Source organism: Sphingobacterium wenxiniae, assembly GCF_900116225.1.
GTDB classification, from domain to species: Bacteria; Bacteroidota; Bacteroidia; order Sphingobacteriales; family Sphingobacteriaceae; genus Sphingobacterium; species Sphingobacterium wenxiniae.
This window is the reverse complement of the sequence record NZ_FOZZ01000005.1, coordinates 189,530-205,252: the sequence shown is the minus strand read 5'-3', so window position 1 is coordinate 205,252 and position 15,723 is coordinate 189,530. Positions and strand designations below refer to the sequence as shown.

The following is a 15,723-nucleotide window of genomic DNA, read 5'->3' as shown; positions in this document are numbered from 1 at the left end:
AATAAGCGAAGGTCTTCTTTCGATAACGTTACGTTTAAAAATAGGTTTTGATGCGCTTACGCTGATTGTTTGTATAAATTGTTGTAGGTTAACAAAAAAGAAATGTTTATCTTTAAGAGGTTTAAGTCTTTGATGTTCAAAGGTGATTTTTAGATACAGGTAATTATCAAAATAAATATAGCTATGAGAAAAACAGTTTTTGGCTTTATGGTCGCTGGAGGGTGTCTGGCTTTGTTGGTAAGTTGTGGTGGCAATACGAGCAAAGAAAGTTCACAGGCAGCCATGGAGCAGCATTTGGGACAGTTTATCGCGGAGTCTGAAAAAGAGAATCCTACACTTTATTTGCGTCTGGTATCTTCAGAACAGACCGATTCTTCCACCGTATACCTGGCAAAATCATTGAAAGGTACGGATACCATCGGTCTACAGATTGAGGTAATGAAAGATATAGAAGCAGGATTATTCGCGGACGAAGCCGTGAAAGAAGATAAAGGATTCCGTACGGGGGCAATTAAATTTACATCTGTTGGTAAATTATCGGATAATTTTGTAGGTGCCTTGGGTGAAGTTTATAAGCTCCCTGTTGGAGGTGGAATGGTGCAGGGAACGCTTAGCCCTTTAGCTTTCTCTTCCAATAAGAAAGCTGTTGATCTATCCGGTAACGATACTTACTCCTTCAAGATGTTTTTGGAAAATGGTGTAGGTGAGCCGGCAGAAATCTTTGCCAAATTGGATTTGTACAAACGTACATTTGAGTTTATCGCACGGGATACAACGCAATACGACAGGATTGTAGCTGCATTTGAAGGTAAATAATTATATTATCGGAGGTCGGGGCATGCGAAAGTATGCTCCGACCTCCGATTTTTCTTTTTATATGACTAAAATTTTGTTTCATTTTCTATTGCTGATATACTTGTTGCCTATAGTGACGGTCGCTCAGCAAGTAGAACGTATGGTACTTGGTAAAGTGCAGGATAGCCGATTGAACGAGCTTTCTGGACTGGTTGCGTCTCGAAAGTATCAGGGGTTGTTCTGGACACACAACGATAGTGGTGACAGTGCTCGTTTTTTCCTCATTGACAGGGATGCCAAATTAAAAGGGAGTTATAGTTTAGAAGACATTGAGGCACAAGACATAGAGGATATTGCAACCTTTAGCCAGGATGGAAAACATTTCTTGTTGTTAGCGGATATAGGTGATAATCGTGCAGCGCGACAACAGATTCGGCTTTATATTGTGGAAGAGCCTTCTTTTGTTGAAGGTGTTGAACATTATCGTATTGCTCGTGATGAAGTTAAAGTGCTGTCATTGACGTATGCTGATAAGCCGCGCGATGCGGAGGCTATTTTTGTAGATCCAAAGGATTTGACGGTTTATCTTATTAGTAAACGTGATTTCCATGTAGGTGTGTACCCTTTTGATTTGGTGCAGGCTATAAGTTCGACTGACCCGGTTGTGCTTAAGAAAGCTTTAGAATTGCCATTGACTTTTATTACCGCGGCAGATATTTCTGCTGATGGAAATTATATCCTGATGAAAAACCTCACCGAGGTATACCGCTGGCAACGAACTGCAGATAAAGGTATTCTGGAGATACTCAAAGGAGAATTTGTAAAATTGCCTTATCAGCCGGAACCGCAGGGGGAAGCGATTTGTTTTGGTAATGATAGTGACATTTTTTATAGCATAAGTGAACGACCATTGGGGTTAGACGCTTATCTTTACAAATATCGTGTTTTGAAAGGGGCGACTTTAGAATGATGTGTAATTATCGCACTTCGACTCCGCTCAGTGTGACAATTTAGCTGCTGAGTGTGACAATTTAGTTGTCGTGTGGGCACGATAGGACAATTTAGAGGACAAAGGAAGATGAATTTTATGAAGAAACTAATAGTGTTATTTTTATGGGTTGCTGCTGTCTTGCAGGTGCAGGCGGCAAAAGTAGATACAGTGTCGGTATTTAGCGAGCGTATGGAGAAAGATGTTAAGGTGGTATTTATATCACCTGAAAAAGGAACACCGCAATCAACTTTATATTTACTTCATGGTTATTCGGGCAACTATAGCAGTTGGATAAATTTAGCACCGCAAATGAAAGATTGGGTGGATAAAAATCAGTATTTGGTTGTGTGTCCTGATGGAGGTTTTGACAGTTGGTACTGGGATACCGAAAGCACGAACTATTTCTACGAAACTTTTATCACCAAAGAGCTGTTGCCCTATGCCGAATCAAAATACGGTGCACCAGCAGATAGGATGCATCGTGGCATAACCGGGCTGAGCATGGGAGGCCATGGAGCCTTGTATCTGGCATTTCGCCATCAGGATTTGTTTGCCTGCGCAGGAAGTACTTCCGGGGGTGTAGACATTCGTCCTTTTCCCAACAATTGGAATATGAAGAAGCATTTGGGGGAATACCGCGAAAATGTTGATGTCTGGGATAGTCATACTGTAATGGAACTGACGCATTTGATACAACCCGGTAGCCTAAAGCTATTTATTGATTGTGGAACCGAAGATTTCTTTTTCCGAGTGAATGAAAAACTGCACGAAAAATTAACCTACATGAACGTGCCACATCATTACCAGACGATGCCGGGCAAACATGATGGACAGTATTGGTCGAAGTCTATCGATTATCAAATGGCTTTCTTTCATCAATGTTTTGCTGCTGCATCTACTAAAAAATGAAGATAGCTTATTACGTTAGTTTTATACTTTTATGCTATAGCGGAATTGTCTTAGGACAGGCTCCGTATGTACTGAGCGGGACAATTCGGGATGTTTCCACAGGAGAAACGCTGATTGGGGCGGTAGTTGCTATGGAGGGTGAGCAGCAATCGGTCAGTACGAACAACTATGGGTTTTATTCTTTGCAATTGCCACAAGGGAAGGTGGCGGTGGTGATAAGCTATGTAGGTTATGAAAGCTTTCGGATGGAACTGGATATGCAGGCAAGTGTGCGGCGTAATTTTGAATTGAAACCTGTAGACAATCAATTGGAGGAAATTGTGGTTTCAGGCCGCAGAGCTGATGATCATGTCCGTAATCCACAGATGAGTTCGCTCAATTTCGGGATGGAAGAAATCAGGCATATCCCTGTCGTGTTTGGTGAAAAAGATCTTCTGAAAACCATACAATTGATGCCGGGTGTACAGAGTGGGGGCGAAGGGTCGGCAAACTTTTATGTGCGCGGCGGCGGTGGTGACCAGAACTTGATATTACTGGATGAAGCTACCGTATACAATGCCTCGCATCTGATGGGCTTTTTCTCTACGTTTAATTCCGATGCTATTAAAGATGTGCAACTGTTCAAAGGCGGGATTCCCGCCCAATATGGCGGACGTATCTCTTCGGTATTGGATATTACCATGAAAGACGGAAACCAAAAAAAGTTTGGCGCAGAAGGAGGGGTAGGGCTTATCGCTTCGCGACTTAAATTGGATGGCCCCATTGTAAAAGACCGCGGATCTTTTATGCTAAGTGCGCGCAGAACGTATGCCGATATGTTTTTGAAGCTTTCAAAAAATGAGGATGCCAAGAAAAGTAAGTTGTATTTCTACGACTTAAATGCCAAGCTCAATTATAAATTGGATGAGAAAAATACGCTGTTTCTTTCGGGATACTTTGGTAAAGACGATTTAGGCTATTCGGACATGTTCAGTTTTGACTGGGGAAATGCAACGGCGACTGTGCGCTGGAACCACTTCTTTAGTGAGCGCCTGTTTAGTAACACCTCCCTGATATATAGTGATTTTACTTACCATGTGGATGTGTCGAGCAATGACAGTGATTTTAAAATTGCTTCCAAAATCCAGAATTGGAATTTAAAGCAGGATTTTTCGTATTATATTCATCCCGAAAGCACCTTGCGATTTGGACTGCATGCGTTGAGGCAAAATATAAAACCTGCAAGCGTAGAGGCAGGAGAAGACGCTTCGGTTCATTCGATGGATATAGATTCCCGGCAGGGAATGGAATTGGCAGCATATATTTCGCATGAGTGGAAGGTGATGGACAGGCTGTCGTTGATGTATGGTTTGCGACTCACGGATTTTATGGTTATGGGCCCCGGCACATTCTATACTTTTGACGAAGATGGAGAGGTTACCCATGAGCAGTACTATGGCAACCGTATCGCTAAGAATTATTTAAATTTGGAACCTCGTTTGTCGGCAAGTTATATGTTGGACGAAAATAGTAGCTTGAAAGCTTCATATAATCGTATTGTACAGCATTTACACCAGTTGACGAATACAACGTCGAGCTTACCGACAGATCAGTATGTAATTAGTAGCTTGAATATAAATCCTCAGTTAGTAGATCAGGTCGCGTTTGGCTATTTTCGAAATTTTAAGGATAATCGTTATGAATTTTCGGTGGAGTCTTATTATAAATACCTTAATAACCAGATTGATTTTAAGAACGGAGCCGATTTGCAGGCCAACAAGTATTTTGAGAGCGATTTGTTGTACGGCGAGGGAAGATCGTATGGTATAGAAATTTATCTACGGAAGAATAGTGGCAGATTCAATGGCTGGTTGAGTTATAGTCTTTCCAGAAGCGAGCGCCGTTTTGATGCAATCAATCAAGGTGATTGGTTTCATGCAAGGCAGGACCGTCGGCATGATATTTCGTTGGTCGGCATGTATGAGTTGTCACCAAAATGGACGTTAGGGGCTACTTTTGTGTTCCAAACCGGACATGCGGTTACTTTCCCAAGTGGTAAATATGAGATGGACGGTAAGACTATGTTCTATTATACCGAGCGTAATGGATATCGGATGCCAAATTACCACCGTCTGGACTTGTCGGCAACTTATGAACCGAAGCCCAAGAACAAACGTTGGCAATCCAGCTGGTCTTTTGGCGTTTATAATGCATACAATCGCAAGAATGCGTATATTATAGACTTTAGGGATAGTGAAACAGTACCGAATAAAACAGAAGCTTACAAAATTGCACTTTTTGGTGCGATCCCCTCAGTTACTTGGAATTTTAAATTTTAAAAACATGCGTTTAGTTCATTATATACTATTGTCGCTGGCTTTGTTGTCCGTTTCTTGCGAAGAACTGATCGATGTAGACTTGAATGATGCTAATCCACGATATGTCATAGAAGCACAATTGACGGATATATCTCCGATACAACATATTCGTGTTTCGGAAACTGTACCCTTTGGTGCAACGGCAAACTCGAAACCTGTTGAAGGCGCGACGGTGTTGATTATGGATTCGTTTGCGGGATATTATACACTTCGGCATATTGGTAATGGGATTTACGAAGAACGGAATATGAAGCTTGTTCCCGGAAGAACCTATCGTTTATATGTTGAGATTGGGGATCAATATTTTCATGCAGAACAAATTATGCAGCCGTATGTAGAGATTGACTCCGTGGGTATTGTGAAAGAAAGAATACTCAATGAGGATTATTACCTGCCTACCTTTAAGTTTGGAGACCCGCAAGGTGCCCCAAATTATTATAAGTACGATATGTCGGTCAATGGCGGTGATTTTAAATTTGCACTAGTGTTCAATGATAAATTCAATGATGGATTATATGTGACACATCAGGTCACGGATTTTGATAATGAAGTAAAAGTAGGTGATGTCTTTACGGTTAGAAGACATTGTATCAATAAAAGTGTATACCAGTATTGGAACGAGTTTCAGTCGACTAATCCTGGGACGGCTGCGCCCGGCAACCCTACTTCTAATATTTCCAATGGGGCATTAGGCTATTTTTCTGTTTCTTCTTCAAAGGAATATGAATTCCATATTCTGGATTTGGACCTCATAGATCACTCATTTGATAGTACAATTACAACTCCTTAATTTATAACACATCAAATTCATAGCCTCTTTCCAAGAGATAATCAATGGTTTTGGGTAGGGCATATGATACCCGTGGAATAGCCTTTAAATTGTCGTGGAAAACAATGATAGAGCCATTCTGTACATATTTAATTACATTTTGATAGCATTGTTCGGGGGTAATCGCTGTGTCGAAATCTCCTGAAATAACATCCCAAAAAACAACCTCAAAGTTCTTGTAGAGTTGTTTTAGTTGCGACTTTTTTGCTCGTGCATAGGGCGGACGGAATAGGCTTGTCTTCGTTAATTGTTGGCATCTGGCAACATTATCCAGATAGACTTCGTCTGCGGTGTCCCAACCTTTGAGATGGTTTTGGGTATGGTTTCCGATACGATGTCCTTCTGCCAATAGCCGAGCAAACAGGTCGGGATTACGTTCGATATTCTCCCCAACGCAGAAAAATGTCGCTTTGATGCCATACTCAGCCAATGTGTCCAAAATAGAAGGTGTAATCTCTGGAATAGGGCCATCGTCAAAGGTGAGATATACCTTTTTGGCTGTTCTCGGACGGTTAAAAGTAACATTAGGATAGTACCATCTCAAAAAAAATGGCGCATTAATAAAATACATGTTGGTAATATCATATTTTTATGCCAAATTTAGAAATCATTTATTCTTAAAACTTAAAATGGTAAGAAAAATTACTTTCCATCTGTTTTCTGTACTGACCTTATTAGGCTTTTGCACTATAGCCTATGGGCAAGAAATCAGTCTGGAAGAGGCTATACAGTTGACATTGAATAGGAACCTACAGATAAAACAGGCACGATTTGGTTATCAAGTCAGCGAGCAGAACTTGTATGAAGCGAAGTCTGCCTTGTACCCTAACCTTTCGGTCGGAGCAAGCAATACATATAATTATGGATTGGCGTTTGACCAGATATCGGGACAACTTATCCGTGGAAACAAATGGACCAATTATGCCGGTGCACAACTTTCTTCGAGTGTTGCTATTTTCCAAGGGTTCCAGAAGGTAAATCAAATCAAAGCCAATAAAGTGCAGCTGTTAATTGATGCTACCGAAGTGGAAAAGGTTGAAAACGACCTCACCTTGTCTGTCATAACGAATTATTTGGAAGCGATTACGAATGGAGAGCTTTATGAAGCCGCGGCGCAGCAGGTGCAACTATCTAAAGAGCAGTTGCGGCAAGATAGTATACAGTTTGAAGTCGGCAACAAGACTTTAGCGGATTTGGCACAATCGGAAAATCAGGTTGCTACGGATGAACTGAACATTATGAGTTCACAAAATGCCTATGATTTATCGCTTCTTGAACTGAAACAATTGATGGAAATGTCGCCGGACACGGTGATAACACTTATCAAACCCGATATTGAAAGTATTATGGCAGAATATGCTGATGTGTCTTATGAGAATACATTTCAGAAGGCTCTGTCTACGCAACCGATTATTGAGCAAGCAGGGTATAACAGGCAACTAGCGGAAAAACAAATTGATATTGCAAAAGGTGCTTATTACCCTACCGTGACTTTATCAGGGAGTTATGGAACGAACTATACATCGGAAGGCCGTGATATTATTACGCAACAGAAAATGAGTCTTGGCGAGCAGTTGGATCAGAATAAATCTTTCCGTGGCGGGATAAGCTTGGATTTTCCTATTTTTGACAATAATCGTCGCAAAGTAGCACTAAGTAAAGCCAAAATCAACTATTTACAGGCGGAAAATAATGAAGCTTTAGCAAAGCGTAATCTAGAGAAAACAATTGCGCAAGCAATTGTAGATTTAAAATTTGCGAATAGACAATATCTGGCTTCTCAGGTAGCATTCCACACGGCACAAGTTGCCTTCGATGCTTTGAAAGAACGCTATGATGTAGGTGTGGCAAACTCTATTGAGTTGTTTACGGCACAGACCAACAGGAATAGAGCAGAATTTGAAATGATACGCCGCAAATATGAACTGGTGTTCCGCGGCAAAGTAATCGATTATTATATAGGAAACCCCATAACATTTTAACAATAATATTTCATGGCAAAGAAAAAGAGTAAACTCCCAAAGATATTGGTATTTTCAGCGATAGGATTGCTGGCTGTTGTTATTATTGGGAATAAGTTAGGTTGGTTTGGTGATGGTGGTGAGCAGCGGGTTGCTGTGGATAAGGTTGAGGAACGCACCATTTTTGAACAGGTGTCGGCCAGTGGTAAGGTACAGCCGGAGTTTGAAGTAAAGCTCAGCTCGGAGGTTTCGGGTGAGATTATTGAACTGAATGTGAAAGAAGGTGATGTGGTTAAAAAAGGGCAGGTGTTGTGTCGGGTGAAGCCGGATCTATTGCAATCGGGCTACGATCAGGTGGCAGCAATGGTGAGCCAGCAGCAGGCGAATCTTTCGGCATCACAACAAGTTCTGAAACAGCAGGAAGCTAATTTTGTCAATATAGAAGCTATTTACAAACGTAATGCAGCCTTGTTTGAGAAACGGGTTATTTCGGCAGCAGAGATGGACAAGGCGCGTGCTGATTACGAAGCGGCTTTGGCAAGTTTAGAGTCGCAGCGCCAACAGGTTGTTGCGGCACGTTATGGGGTCAACCAGGCGCGTGCGCAATTGAGCGAGGCGGGCAATAGCTTGAGCAGAACGACGATTTATGCGCCATCAGATGGTGTTATATCTTTATTATCCATCGAGTTGGGTGAACGCGTAGTGGGTACGGCGCAAATGGCGGGTACGGAAATTATGCGTATCGCTAATATGTCGATTATGGAAGTAAATGTGGAGGTGAATGAGAACGATATTAACCGGGTGAAAGTGGGCAATGAGGCGACGATTGATGTTGATGCTTTTCAAGGACGTAAGTTCAAGGGCGTAGTTACCGAGATCAGCAGTTCTTCGACGTCTACTGCGACAACAGCAACGACTACGGCTGAGCAGGTGACAAACTTTAATGTGAAAGTGCGTATTGAGCCTTCTTCTTATGAGGATTTGATCGATGATGACAATGTAAATTCGTCGCCTTTTCGTCCGGGATTGTCGGCTACGGTGCAGGTACACACCAAGAGCGAGAAAGGTTTAGTCGTACCGATACAGTCCGTTACCGTGCGTACGGGTACAGGTTCGGATACGACAGCTGCCGATGGTGTGAAAGAATATGTTTTTGTGCTGAATGGTGAAGTGGTGAAGATGGTTGAAGTAAAAACAGGTATTCAGGATGACCAGTTCATCGTGGTGAAAAGTGGTGTTAAGAAAGATGAGGAGGTGGTTTCCAGACCTTTCAATGCGATTTCCAAGATTCTGCAAGACGGTAGTCGCGTGAAGAAAGTAGAAGCCAGTATGTTGAAATAGGATGTTTTTTATATAAGCCCGACGTATATGAAAAGATTAATAGATTTTTTTTCGTTGACGACAGGGGAACGAAGAGGGCTAATAGCCCTCTTTGTGCTGATAGCTATTGTATTGTTGATTCCAATCGGTTATAAATATCATCTTTCACAGCAACAGGGCGAATTGACAGCGCATATTGGGTTGCTGGGTTTACCTGCTGAGGAAGAATTGGCTGAACCGGAGGAAATTGGTCTGCTATCCAGTGAAAATGAAAACCATTTTTCCAAATCTCCGGTTACATTATCTCCTTTTAACCCAAACAATCTACCTGTAGATCAATGGCGGGCATTAGGCTTTTCGGATAAGCAGATTCGGGTTATCAAGAACTATGAAGCAAAAGGCGGGAGGTTTTACAGCAAGGCGGATGTCGCTAAAATATATTCCATTTCGGACAAGGATTTCAAACGTATAGAACCTTATCTTAGGTTTGCCGAAAAAGAGAAGGGAACTCAAAAAGCCGAATCAATTGCCAGTTTTGTAGCCAAGGAAAATACACCCGTATTGCTTATCGATATGAATCGGGCAGACACGACGGAATTTAAACGTTTAAAGGGGATAGGTTCGGTATTTGCAAATCGTATTGTAAAATTTAGGGATGCTTTAGGTGGTTTTCACAGCAAAGAGCAGTTGCGGGAAGTATATGGACTATCGGAGGAATTGTATGCGTCCATTGAAGGACAGCTTTCGGAGGGCGAGAGAAAAGTAAAGAAGTTGTCCATCAACGCTATTGCCGCAACTGAGTTAGCACGCCACCCGTACATTTCTAAAAAGCAGGCGGATATTATTTTGCGTTACCGGGAACAACATGGCTCTTTTCAATCCATGGAAAGTCTTCGCGACATCGTAGCTCTAAATGCAGATTTTTTGCGTAAAATTGAACCATATTTGGGGTTTGAGTATTGAGATATGAGTATTGAGATATGAGTATTGAGATATGAGTATTGAGATATGAGTATTGGGTAGTGAGTGATGATTTTCAACTTTCAATTTTCCACTTTCAACTAAAAAAAACAATGACAATAGAAGAACAGTTAAAAGAAGTAATTCGGGATATTGTGGATTTCCCACAGCCCGGTATTGTATTTAAGGATATTACACCAATTTTGAAAGACCCGGAGCTGTGTACTGCCGTGGTAGAAGCATTTGCAGAAAGATTGCAAGGGCAAGACATCGATGTGATTGCTGGAATTGAAAGCCGTGGATTTCTGTTTGGTTTGATGCTTGCTAATAGGTTGAGTTTGCCCTTTGTGCCGATTCGTAAACAGGGGAAATTGCCTTTCAAGACCATAGCAGAATCTTATAAACTGGAATACGGACAAGCAACGATTGAAGTCCATGAAGACGCGTTTGCTCCGGGAGCACGCGTATTATTACATGATGATCTTTTAGCTACCGGAGGAACAGTCGTAGCGGCTTCAAAATTGGTAGAAAAGCTTGGCGGTATCGTAGCCGGATATTCTTTCGTAATCAGTCTGGATTTTCTGAATAGCAGGGGAAGGCTGACACGTTTTAGTGAGAATATTGTTTCATTGGTAGGATATTGATTTATTGTCCGTAACACAATGTTACGGACAATAAATTAAAATCTTCCCTCAATAAAATAGTACTTATCTCCCAAAAGCAATACGGATTGCTCTTTTTCTAAGCTATAGATCGAATCTTGTTGGTAGAAAAGTACCTCTTTCGTATTGTACAGCGAGTTTCTGATTGTACGGTTTATACGGAAGCTGATAGCCTGATTCTTATCGTTATATCGGATTTCGACTTTGTTTAAGTCCAGATCGGGTTTTGTAAATAGGTACGTGACGAGATGATTGCTGCTGTCCTTTTGTATATAGCCCTGATAAGCTGGCTTATTAAGATCTATTCCCGTAAAGCTGGACAATTCGTTTTCCCATTTGGCTATTTTCAAGTCTTTCGATTCGGTCGCACTATCCTTTTTAACCGTTTTTACGACAGTAGGTTGTTCGGCTTGTAGCTTTGCTATTTCCTGTTTAAAGTAGGCTGGAATATCGATGTATCGTTCCTGATGTGCAACACCAGGTTGAGAACTGTTACAGTTCCATAATAAGGCAGCAATAGCGAAGGCTATTGCTGCTTTTTTTGTGATATGTATAGTGTTTTTATACCAATACATTGCCTGTCATTTCAGCTGGGATTTGCGCGCCTAAAAGTCGAAGAACTGTAGGGGCAATATCACCAAGCTTTCCGTCTTGGATTTGTTTGAAATCTTTGTCGATTAGGATGCAAGGAACAAGGTTAGTCGTATGTGCCGTGTTTGGTGAACCATCCTCATTTACCATAAATTCCGAATTTCCATGGTCAGCGATGATGATAAACGAATAACCATGCTCTAATCCTGTCTCCACTACTTTTTTCGTGCAAGCATCTACCGTTTCTACGGCTTTCACTACGGCGCTGAAAACGCCTGTGTGACCGACCATGTCCGGATTGGCAAAATTCAGACAAATAAAATCAGGTTGGTTCTCTGTGATGTCTTTACAGATAGCCTGTGTGATACCTTCAGCACTCATTTCTGGTTGAAGGTCATAAGTAGCCACTTTGGGAGAAGGGATAAGCAATCTTCTTTCACCTGTAAACTCCTGTTCGCGTCCTCCAGAGAAGAAAAAAGTTACGTGTGGGTATTTTTCTGTCTCGGCAATGCGAACCTGGGTTAAGCTTTGAGAACTTAAAGCTTCTCCAAGTGTGTTGGAGAGATTCTCTTTCTGGAAAACGACTTGTACACGCTTGAAAGTGTCATCGTAAGATGTTAGCGTGATATAGTACAAATCCAAAGGTGACATATCATATTGCGGGAAAGATTCTTGTGTCAATGCTATCGTGATTTCGCGCCCACGATCCGTACGGAAGTTAAAGCAGATGACCACATCACCTGATTCGATGGTGGCTAATGCGGTTCCGTCCTCCTTGACCACAACGATAGGCTTGATAAATTCATCTGTGATACCATCGGCATAAGACTGCTGAATGGCGGCAAGGGGGTCGGTTGTTGCCGTTCCCACACCTTTCGTTAACAGATCGTATGCTTCTTTTACACGTTCCCAACGATTATCTCTGTCCATGGCGTAATAACGCCCGACAAGAGAAGCTATTTTCCCACGGGAATTTGTCAGGTGATTTTGCAATTCAGTGATATAGCCAATACCTCCATTCGGGTCAGTATCTCTACCATCTGTAAAGGCATGGATGAAGACCTGATCTTCGTTTAGATTAGCGTTTTTTGCTGCATCACATAAAGCTTTCAGATGATTGATGTGGGCATGTACACCTCCGTCAGACAGCAAACCAATGAAATGCACCTTTTTTTCATTAGTCTTTGCGTAGGCAAAAGCATCTTGAATAACAGTATTGCTGTTGAATTCACCGTCTTTGGCCGCTTTATTAATACGTCCCAGCTCTTGATAAACAACGCGCCCTGCGCCAAGGTTCATGTGACCGACTTCGGAGTTTCCCATTTGTCCTTCAGGCAACCCTACGGCTTCACCCGAAGCTTCTAGTTTAGAATTAGGGTAGGTTGCTAAAAGTTCATCCAAAAATGGAGTATGTGCCGCTTTAACTGCATTGGAATTATCGTCTTTGCCGTATCCTAAACCATCCAGGATTAATAAGGCAACTTTTTTTTGTTCTGAATTATTCACACACAAACTTAACGAAATTTCAGATTATTTGCAAAGAGAGAAGCTTTGTCCGCAGGCTAAGTGCATCATATTTTTATGTTTAAAATATACAGAGGGTTTTATTAGACATTTCTTTTTGTCGCTCGGGCCGCGACAGGCCCATCCTTTTTTTGACCGCAAAAAAAGGATGCAAAAAAACTCGGCGCTGATTTTTGTGAAAATGTTGTGCCTACAAAGCGCTAATTGGTGCATTACTTCACAAAAATGAGGCGCCATTTTCTTTTAAGGAATGGTTGGTGCGAGTAGGTGAAGGCGATTCCCATCGCATCTTCTACCGAGTGGCGCGAAAGCGCTTCCCTGTTCCATCCAAGTGGCGGAAAGACAAAGGAAATACCAAGGGATTGTGCGGAAGGAGAAGGCAAGGAAACTAGTGTCCGAAGCTCTCTACAAAGCTTCGGACAGTGGTTTCAGCCTTAGAGGGATTTCCTTTGTGTGCGCTGGAACCGTGCGAAAGGCCATCCGCCGGCCGGCGGAGACGAAGACTTTTGATTACTTTTGGTCTCAAAAGTAATGCCCTGTCCCGGCGAGGGACGGAAAGACTGTGCGATGGGAAGAAACCATAATTGTAGAAATTAATCCTCCGTTTTACCGCAACACAAATTCCATTAAAACTTGGGACAGTCTGTTTTCGAGCTGTTGACGACAAATTTTAACTGTAAGCTAAAAATGGCTTAGTTTTTGTAGTTGCAGGACGTAGCGATTTGGCGCAGGGAAAAGAGTATTTGTATTTAACTTAATTTTTATGCCGGTCATTGTTTTTTATAAAAGATTTTTAATGTTGCTCTTTACGATTGGAGGTTTGTTCTTTTCAGCAAATGCCAATGAGCCTATGCAATCGGCTCTTGAGCAGGTATATAGTGCGTTGAAAGCAGGAGATGCAAAAGCTTTGAGCCGCACTTTCGATACCAATTTGAGCTTATCTATCAAAAAAGAGGAAGGCGTTTATACTAAATTTCAAGCAGAGTTGTTGTTGCAGGACTTCTTTCGATTAAATAAGGTCAGTGAGCTCAAAGAAGATCAAAAGGTCAATAATTCCGCCAATAATTTTGTTGTTTATCGGTTAATATCGGGTACATCTGTGTATCGGGTATTTGTTAAATTCTCACAAAATAACCGTAGTGCACAGGTTGTGGAATTGCGTATAGAATAATCTCCTTGGTTAAAAAATTAGACTTAGATTTTATTATAAAATATATTTTCTTCATCTTCGCTGATGAAAATACGTAAATAGAGTACATGGGCGTTGATGTTAGTAAGTTAAAAAGGTTTGTTGAACTCGCATTGGAGGAAGACGTAAGAGAAGGTGACCATACTTCCTTATCCACTATTGCACAAGATGCGCAAGGCGAAGCCAAACTATTGGTCAAAGAAAAAGGCACATTAGCTGGAATCGAAGTAGCAGAGCATATCTTTGGTTTTATAGATGCCGGTTTGACTGTTGAGGTGTTATTGGAAGATGGAAGTGAAGTGGAACCTGGAGAGATAGCGCTTTATGTCCGTGGAAATATCCAAAGTATCTTGAAAGCAGAACGTTTGGTACTCAATGTGATGCAACGTATGTCGGGGATTGCAACTCGTGTTAGGGAATACTCCGAAGCATTATCAGGAACAAATACTAAGGTTTTGGATACCCGTAAAACAACGCCACTGTTGCGATTTTTGGAAAAAGAAGCTGTTCGTATAGGTGGTGGTGCCAATCACCGTTTTGGCCTTTACGATATGATATTGATAAAGGATAACCATGTGGACTATGCGGGGGGGATTGCACAAGCCTTGCAGCGCGCGCAGGCCTATCGTGTGTCAAATAACCTGGATATTCCTATTGAGATTGAAGTGCGTAATTTCACAGAGTTGGAAGAGGTGTTGGCCAATGAAAAAGTCGACCGAGTTATGTTCGATAATTTTACTCCTGAAGAGGTGAAACGTGCGGTGGAATTGGTAAATGGTAGGTTGGTAACTGAGGCTTCGGGAGGGATAACTTTAGATACTATCCGCGACTATGCTCTTGCTGGTGTGGACTTTATATCTGTCGGTGCTTTGACCCACTCGGTGAAAAGTTTGGATTTAAGCTTAAAGGCTAAAATAATTTAATTATCTTTAGAGGAGCTAAAATCATTTTATGATTTCAATTTATTTGGTAGGAATTGTTGTATTGGCCTATTTATTTGGGTCTATACCTTCTGCTGTATGGTTTGGAGAAGCCTTCTACGGGGTAGATGTCCGTGAGTATGGAAGTGGCAATGCTGGAGCGACCAATACGTTTAGGGTGTTGGGTAAAAAAGCAGGGAGTATTGTGATGTTTGTTGATATCCTAAAAGGATGGACGGCAACAAACTTACCTCATTTACTGGATTCTACTATAGTGGGGGTGCCCAATTCTGTGCAGTTTGTGAATATACAGTTGGCCTTAGGTGTGATAGCTGTATTGGGACATTTATTCCCCATTTTTGCTGGATTTAGGGGTGGAAAAGGTGTTGCGACCTTGTTTGGGATGGTCATTGCTATACACCCGGGGGCTGCATTATGTTGTGTTTCTGTTTTTCTTATCACGTTGCTGTTGACCCATTATGTGTCGTTGAGTTCTATTTTGGCAGGCTTTACGTTTCCGTTTAGCGTTGCTTTTATTTTCCATACGTCTGTGCCTGCAGTATTGTTGTATGGGATTGCTATCTGTGCACTGATACTTGTTACTCACCAAAAGAACATAGAGCGATTACTCAAAGGACACGAATCCAAGATTTATTTATTTAAGCGGAAAAATTCCTGACGTTTTAGGCACAAGATTTGTGTTAAAATTTACAAA

At 41.6% G+C, this 15,723-nt stretch carries 15 protein-coding genes; 12 read left to right on the top strand and 3 right to left on the bottom strand.

The window, feature by feature from the left end:
• Positions 1-183 precede the first annotated feature (183 nt).
• The 5 genes from BM375_RS08715 (at position 184) to BM375_RS08695 (ending at position 5,842) form a co-directional block, all read left to right on the top strand.
• Positions 184-816 carry a hypothetical protein gene (locus tag BM375_RS08715; protein WP_093365290.1) on the top strand — a complete coding sequence of 211 codons (633 nt, stop codon included), beginning with the start codon at positions 184-186 and terminating at the stop codon, positions 814-816.
• Between the two features lie 61 nt (positions 817-877).
• Complete coding sequence (locus tag BM375_RS08710) at positions 878-1,765, top strand: hypothetical protein (RefSeq protein WP_139227537.1); 888 nt, start codon at positions 878-880, stop codon at positions 1,763-1,765.
• 117 nt (positions 1,766-1,882) lie between these two features.
• Positions 1,883-2,695 carry an alpha/beta hydrolase gene (locus BM375_RS08705; RefSeq protein WP_093365421.1) on the top strand — a complete coding sequence of 271 codons (813 nt, stop codon included), beginning with the start codon at positions 1,883-1,885 and terminating at the stop codon, positions 2,693-2,695.
• The gene (locus BM375_RS08700) at positions 2,692-5,013 is read left to right on the top strand and encodes a TonB-dependent receptor (RefSeq protein WP_093365287.1); all 2,322 of its coding nucleotides are present in this window, start codon (positions 2,692-2,694) and stop codon (positions 5,011-5,013) included. Before BM375_RS08705 ends, BM375_RS08700 begins: the two co-directional genes overlap by 4 nt.
• Before the next feature lie 4 nt (positions 5,014-5,017).
• Positions 5,018-5,842: a DUF4249 domain-containing protein gene (locus tag BM375_RS08695; protein WP_093365285.1), complete on the top strand. Its 825-nt coding sequence runs from the start codon at positions 5,018-5,020 to the stop codon at positions 5,840-5,842.
• A gap of 1 nt (position 5,843) precedes the next feature.
• On the opposite strand, the gene BM375_RS08690 is transcribed toward BM375_RS08695, so the two are convergent.
• Positions 5,844-6,452: a polysaccharide deacetylase family protein gene (locus tag BM375_RS08690; RefSeq protein ID WP_093365284.1), complete on the bottom strand. Its 609-nt coding sequence runs from the start codon at positions 6,450-6,452 to the stop codon at positions 5,844-5,846.
• A 58-nt stretch (positions 6,453-6,510) separates the two neighbouring features.
• Between BM375_RS08690 and BM375_RS08685 the strand changes: the two genes are divergently transcribed.
• The 4 genes from BM375_RS08685 (at position 6,511) to BM375_RS08670 (ending at position 10,766) form a co-directional block, all read left to right on the top strand.
• Positions 6,511-7,863 (top strand): TolC family protein, encoded by a 1,353-nt coding sequence (locus BM375_RS08685; RefSeq protein WP_093365282.1) that lies wholly within the window; start codon positions 6,511-6,513, stop codon positions 7,861-7,863.
• A gap of 12 nt (positions 7,864-7,875) precedes the next feature.
• Positions 7,876-9,183 (top strand): efflux RND transporter periplasmic adaptor subunit, encoded by a 1,308-nt coding sequence (locus BM375_RS08680; RefSeq protein ID WP_093365281.1) that lies wholly within the window; start codon positions 7,876-7,878, stop codon positions 9,181-9,183.
• A 27-nt stretch (positions 9,184-9,210) separates the two neighbouring features.
• Positions 9,211-10,125, top strand: coding sequence for a ComEA family DNA-binding protein (locus tag BM375_RS08675; protein ID WP_093365279.1), 915 nt, complete (start codon positions 9,211-9,213; stop codon positions 10,123-10,125).
• Between the two features lie 110 nt (positions 10,126-10,235).
• Positions 10,236-10,766 carry an adenine phosphoribosyltransferase gene (locus tag BM375_RS08670; RefSeq protein ID WP_093365278.1) on the top strand — a complete coding sequence of 177 codons (531 nt, stop codon included), beginning with the start codon at positions 10,236-10,238 and terminating at the stop codon, positions 10,764-10,766.
• 35 nt (positions 10,767-10,801) lie between these two features.
• Here the strand turns inward: BM375_RS08670 and BM375_RS08665 are convergent, their stop codons facing one another.
• The gene (locus BM375_RS08665) at positions 10,802-11,359 is read right to left on the bottom strand and encodes a hypothetical protein (RefSeq protein ID WP_093365276.1); all 558 of its coding nucleotides are present in this window, start codon (positions 11,357-11,359) and stop codon (positions 10,802-10,804) included.
• The gene (gpmI, locus tag BM375_RS08660) at positions 11,346-12,881 is read right to left on the bottom strand and encodes a 2,3-bisphosphoglycerate-independent phosphoglycerate mutase (protein WP_093365275.1); all 1,536 of its coding nucleotides are present in this window, start codon (positions 12,879-12,881) and stop codon (positions 11,346-11,348) included. The genes BM375_RS08665 and gpmI overlap by 14 nt, the downstream gene beginning before the upstream one ends.
• Before the next feature lie 814 nt (positions 12,882-13,695).
• Here gpmI and BM375_RS08655 point away from each other — a divergent pair.
• The 3 genes from BM375_RS08655 to plsY all read left to right on the top strand — a co-directional run bounded on the left by BM375_RS08655 (position 13,696) and on the right by plsY (position 15,687).
• The gene (locus BM375_RS08655; protein WP_170852626.1) at positions 13,696-14,070 is read left to right on the top strand and encodes a DUF4783 domain-containing protein; all 375 of its coding nucleotides are present in this window, start codon (positions 13,696-13,698) and stop codon (positions 14,068-14,070) included.
• Between the two features lie 86 nt (positions 14,071-14,156).
• On the top strand, positions 14,157-15,011 hold the full coding sequence (gene nadC / locus BM375_RS08650; protein ID WP_093365271.1) for a carboxylating nicotinate-nucleotide diphosphorylase: 855 nt from the start codon (positions 14,157-14,159) through the stop codon (positions 15,009-15,011).
• A gap of 28 nt (positions 15,012-15,039) precedes the next feature.
• Positions 15,040-15,687, top strand: a complete 648-nt coding sequence (plsY, locus tag BM375_RS08645; protein ID WP_093365269.1) for a glycerol-3-phosphate 1-O-acyltransferase PlsY — start codon at positions 15,040-15,042, stop codon at positions 15,685-15,687.
• Positions 15,688-15,723: the final 36 nt, after the last annotated feature.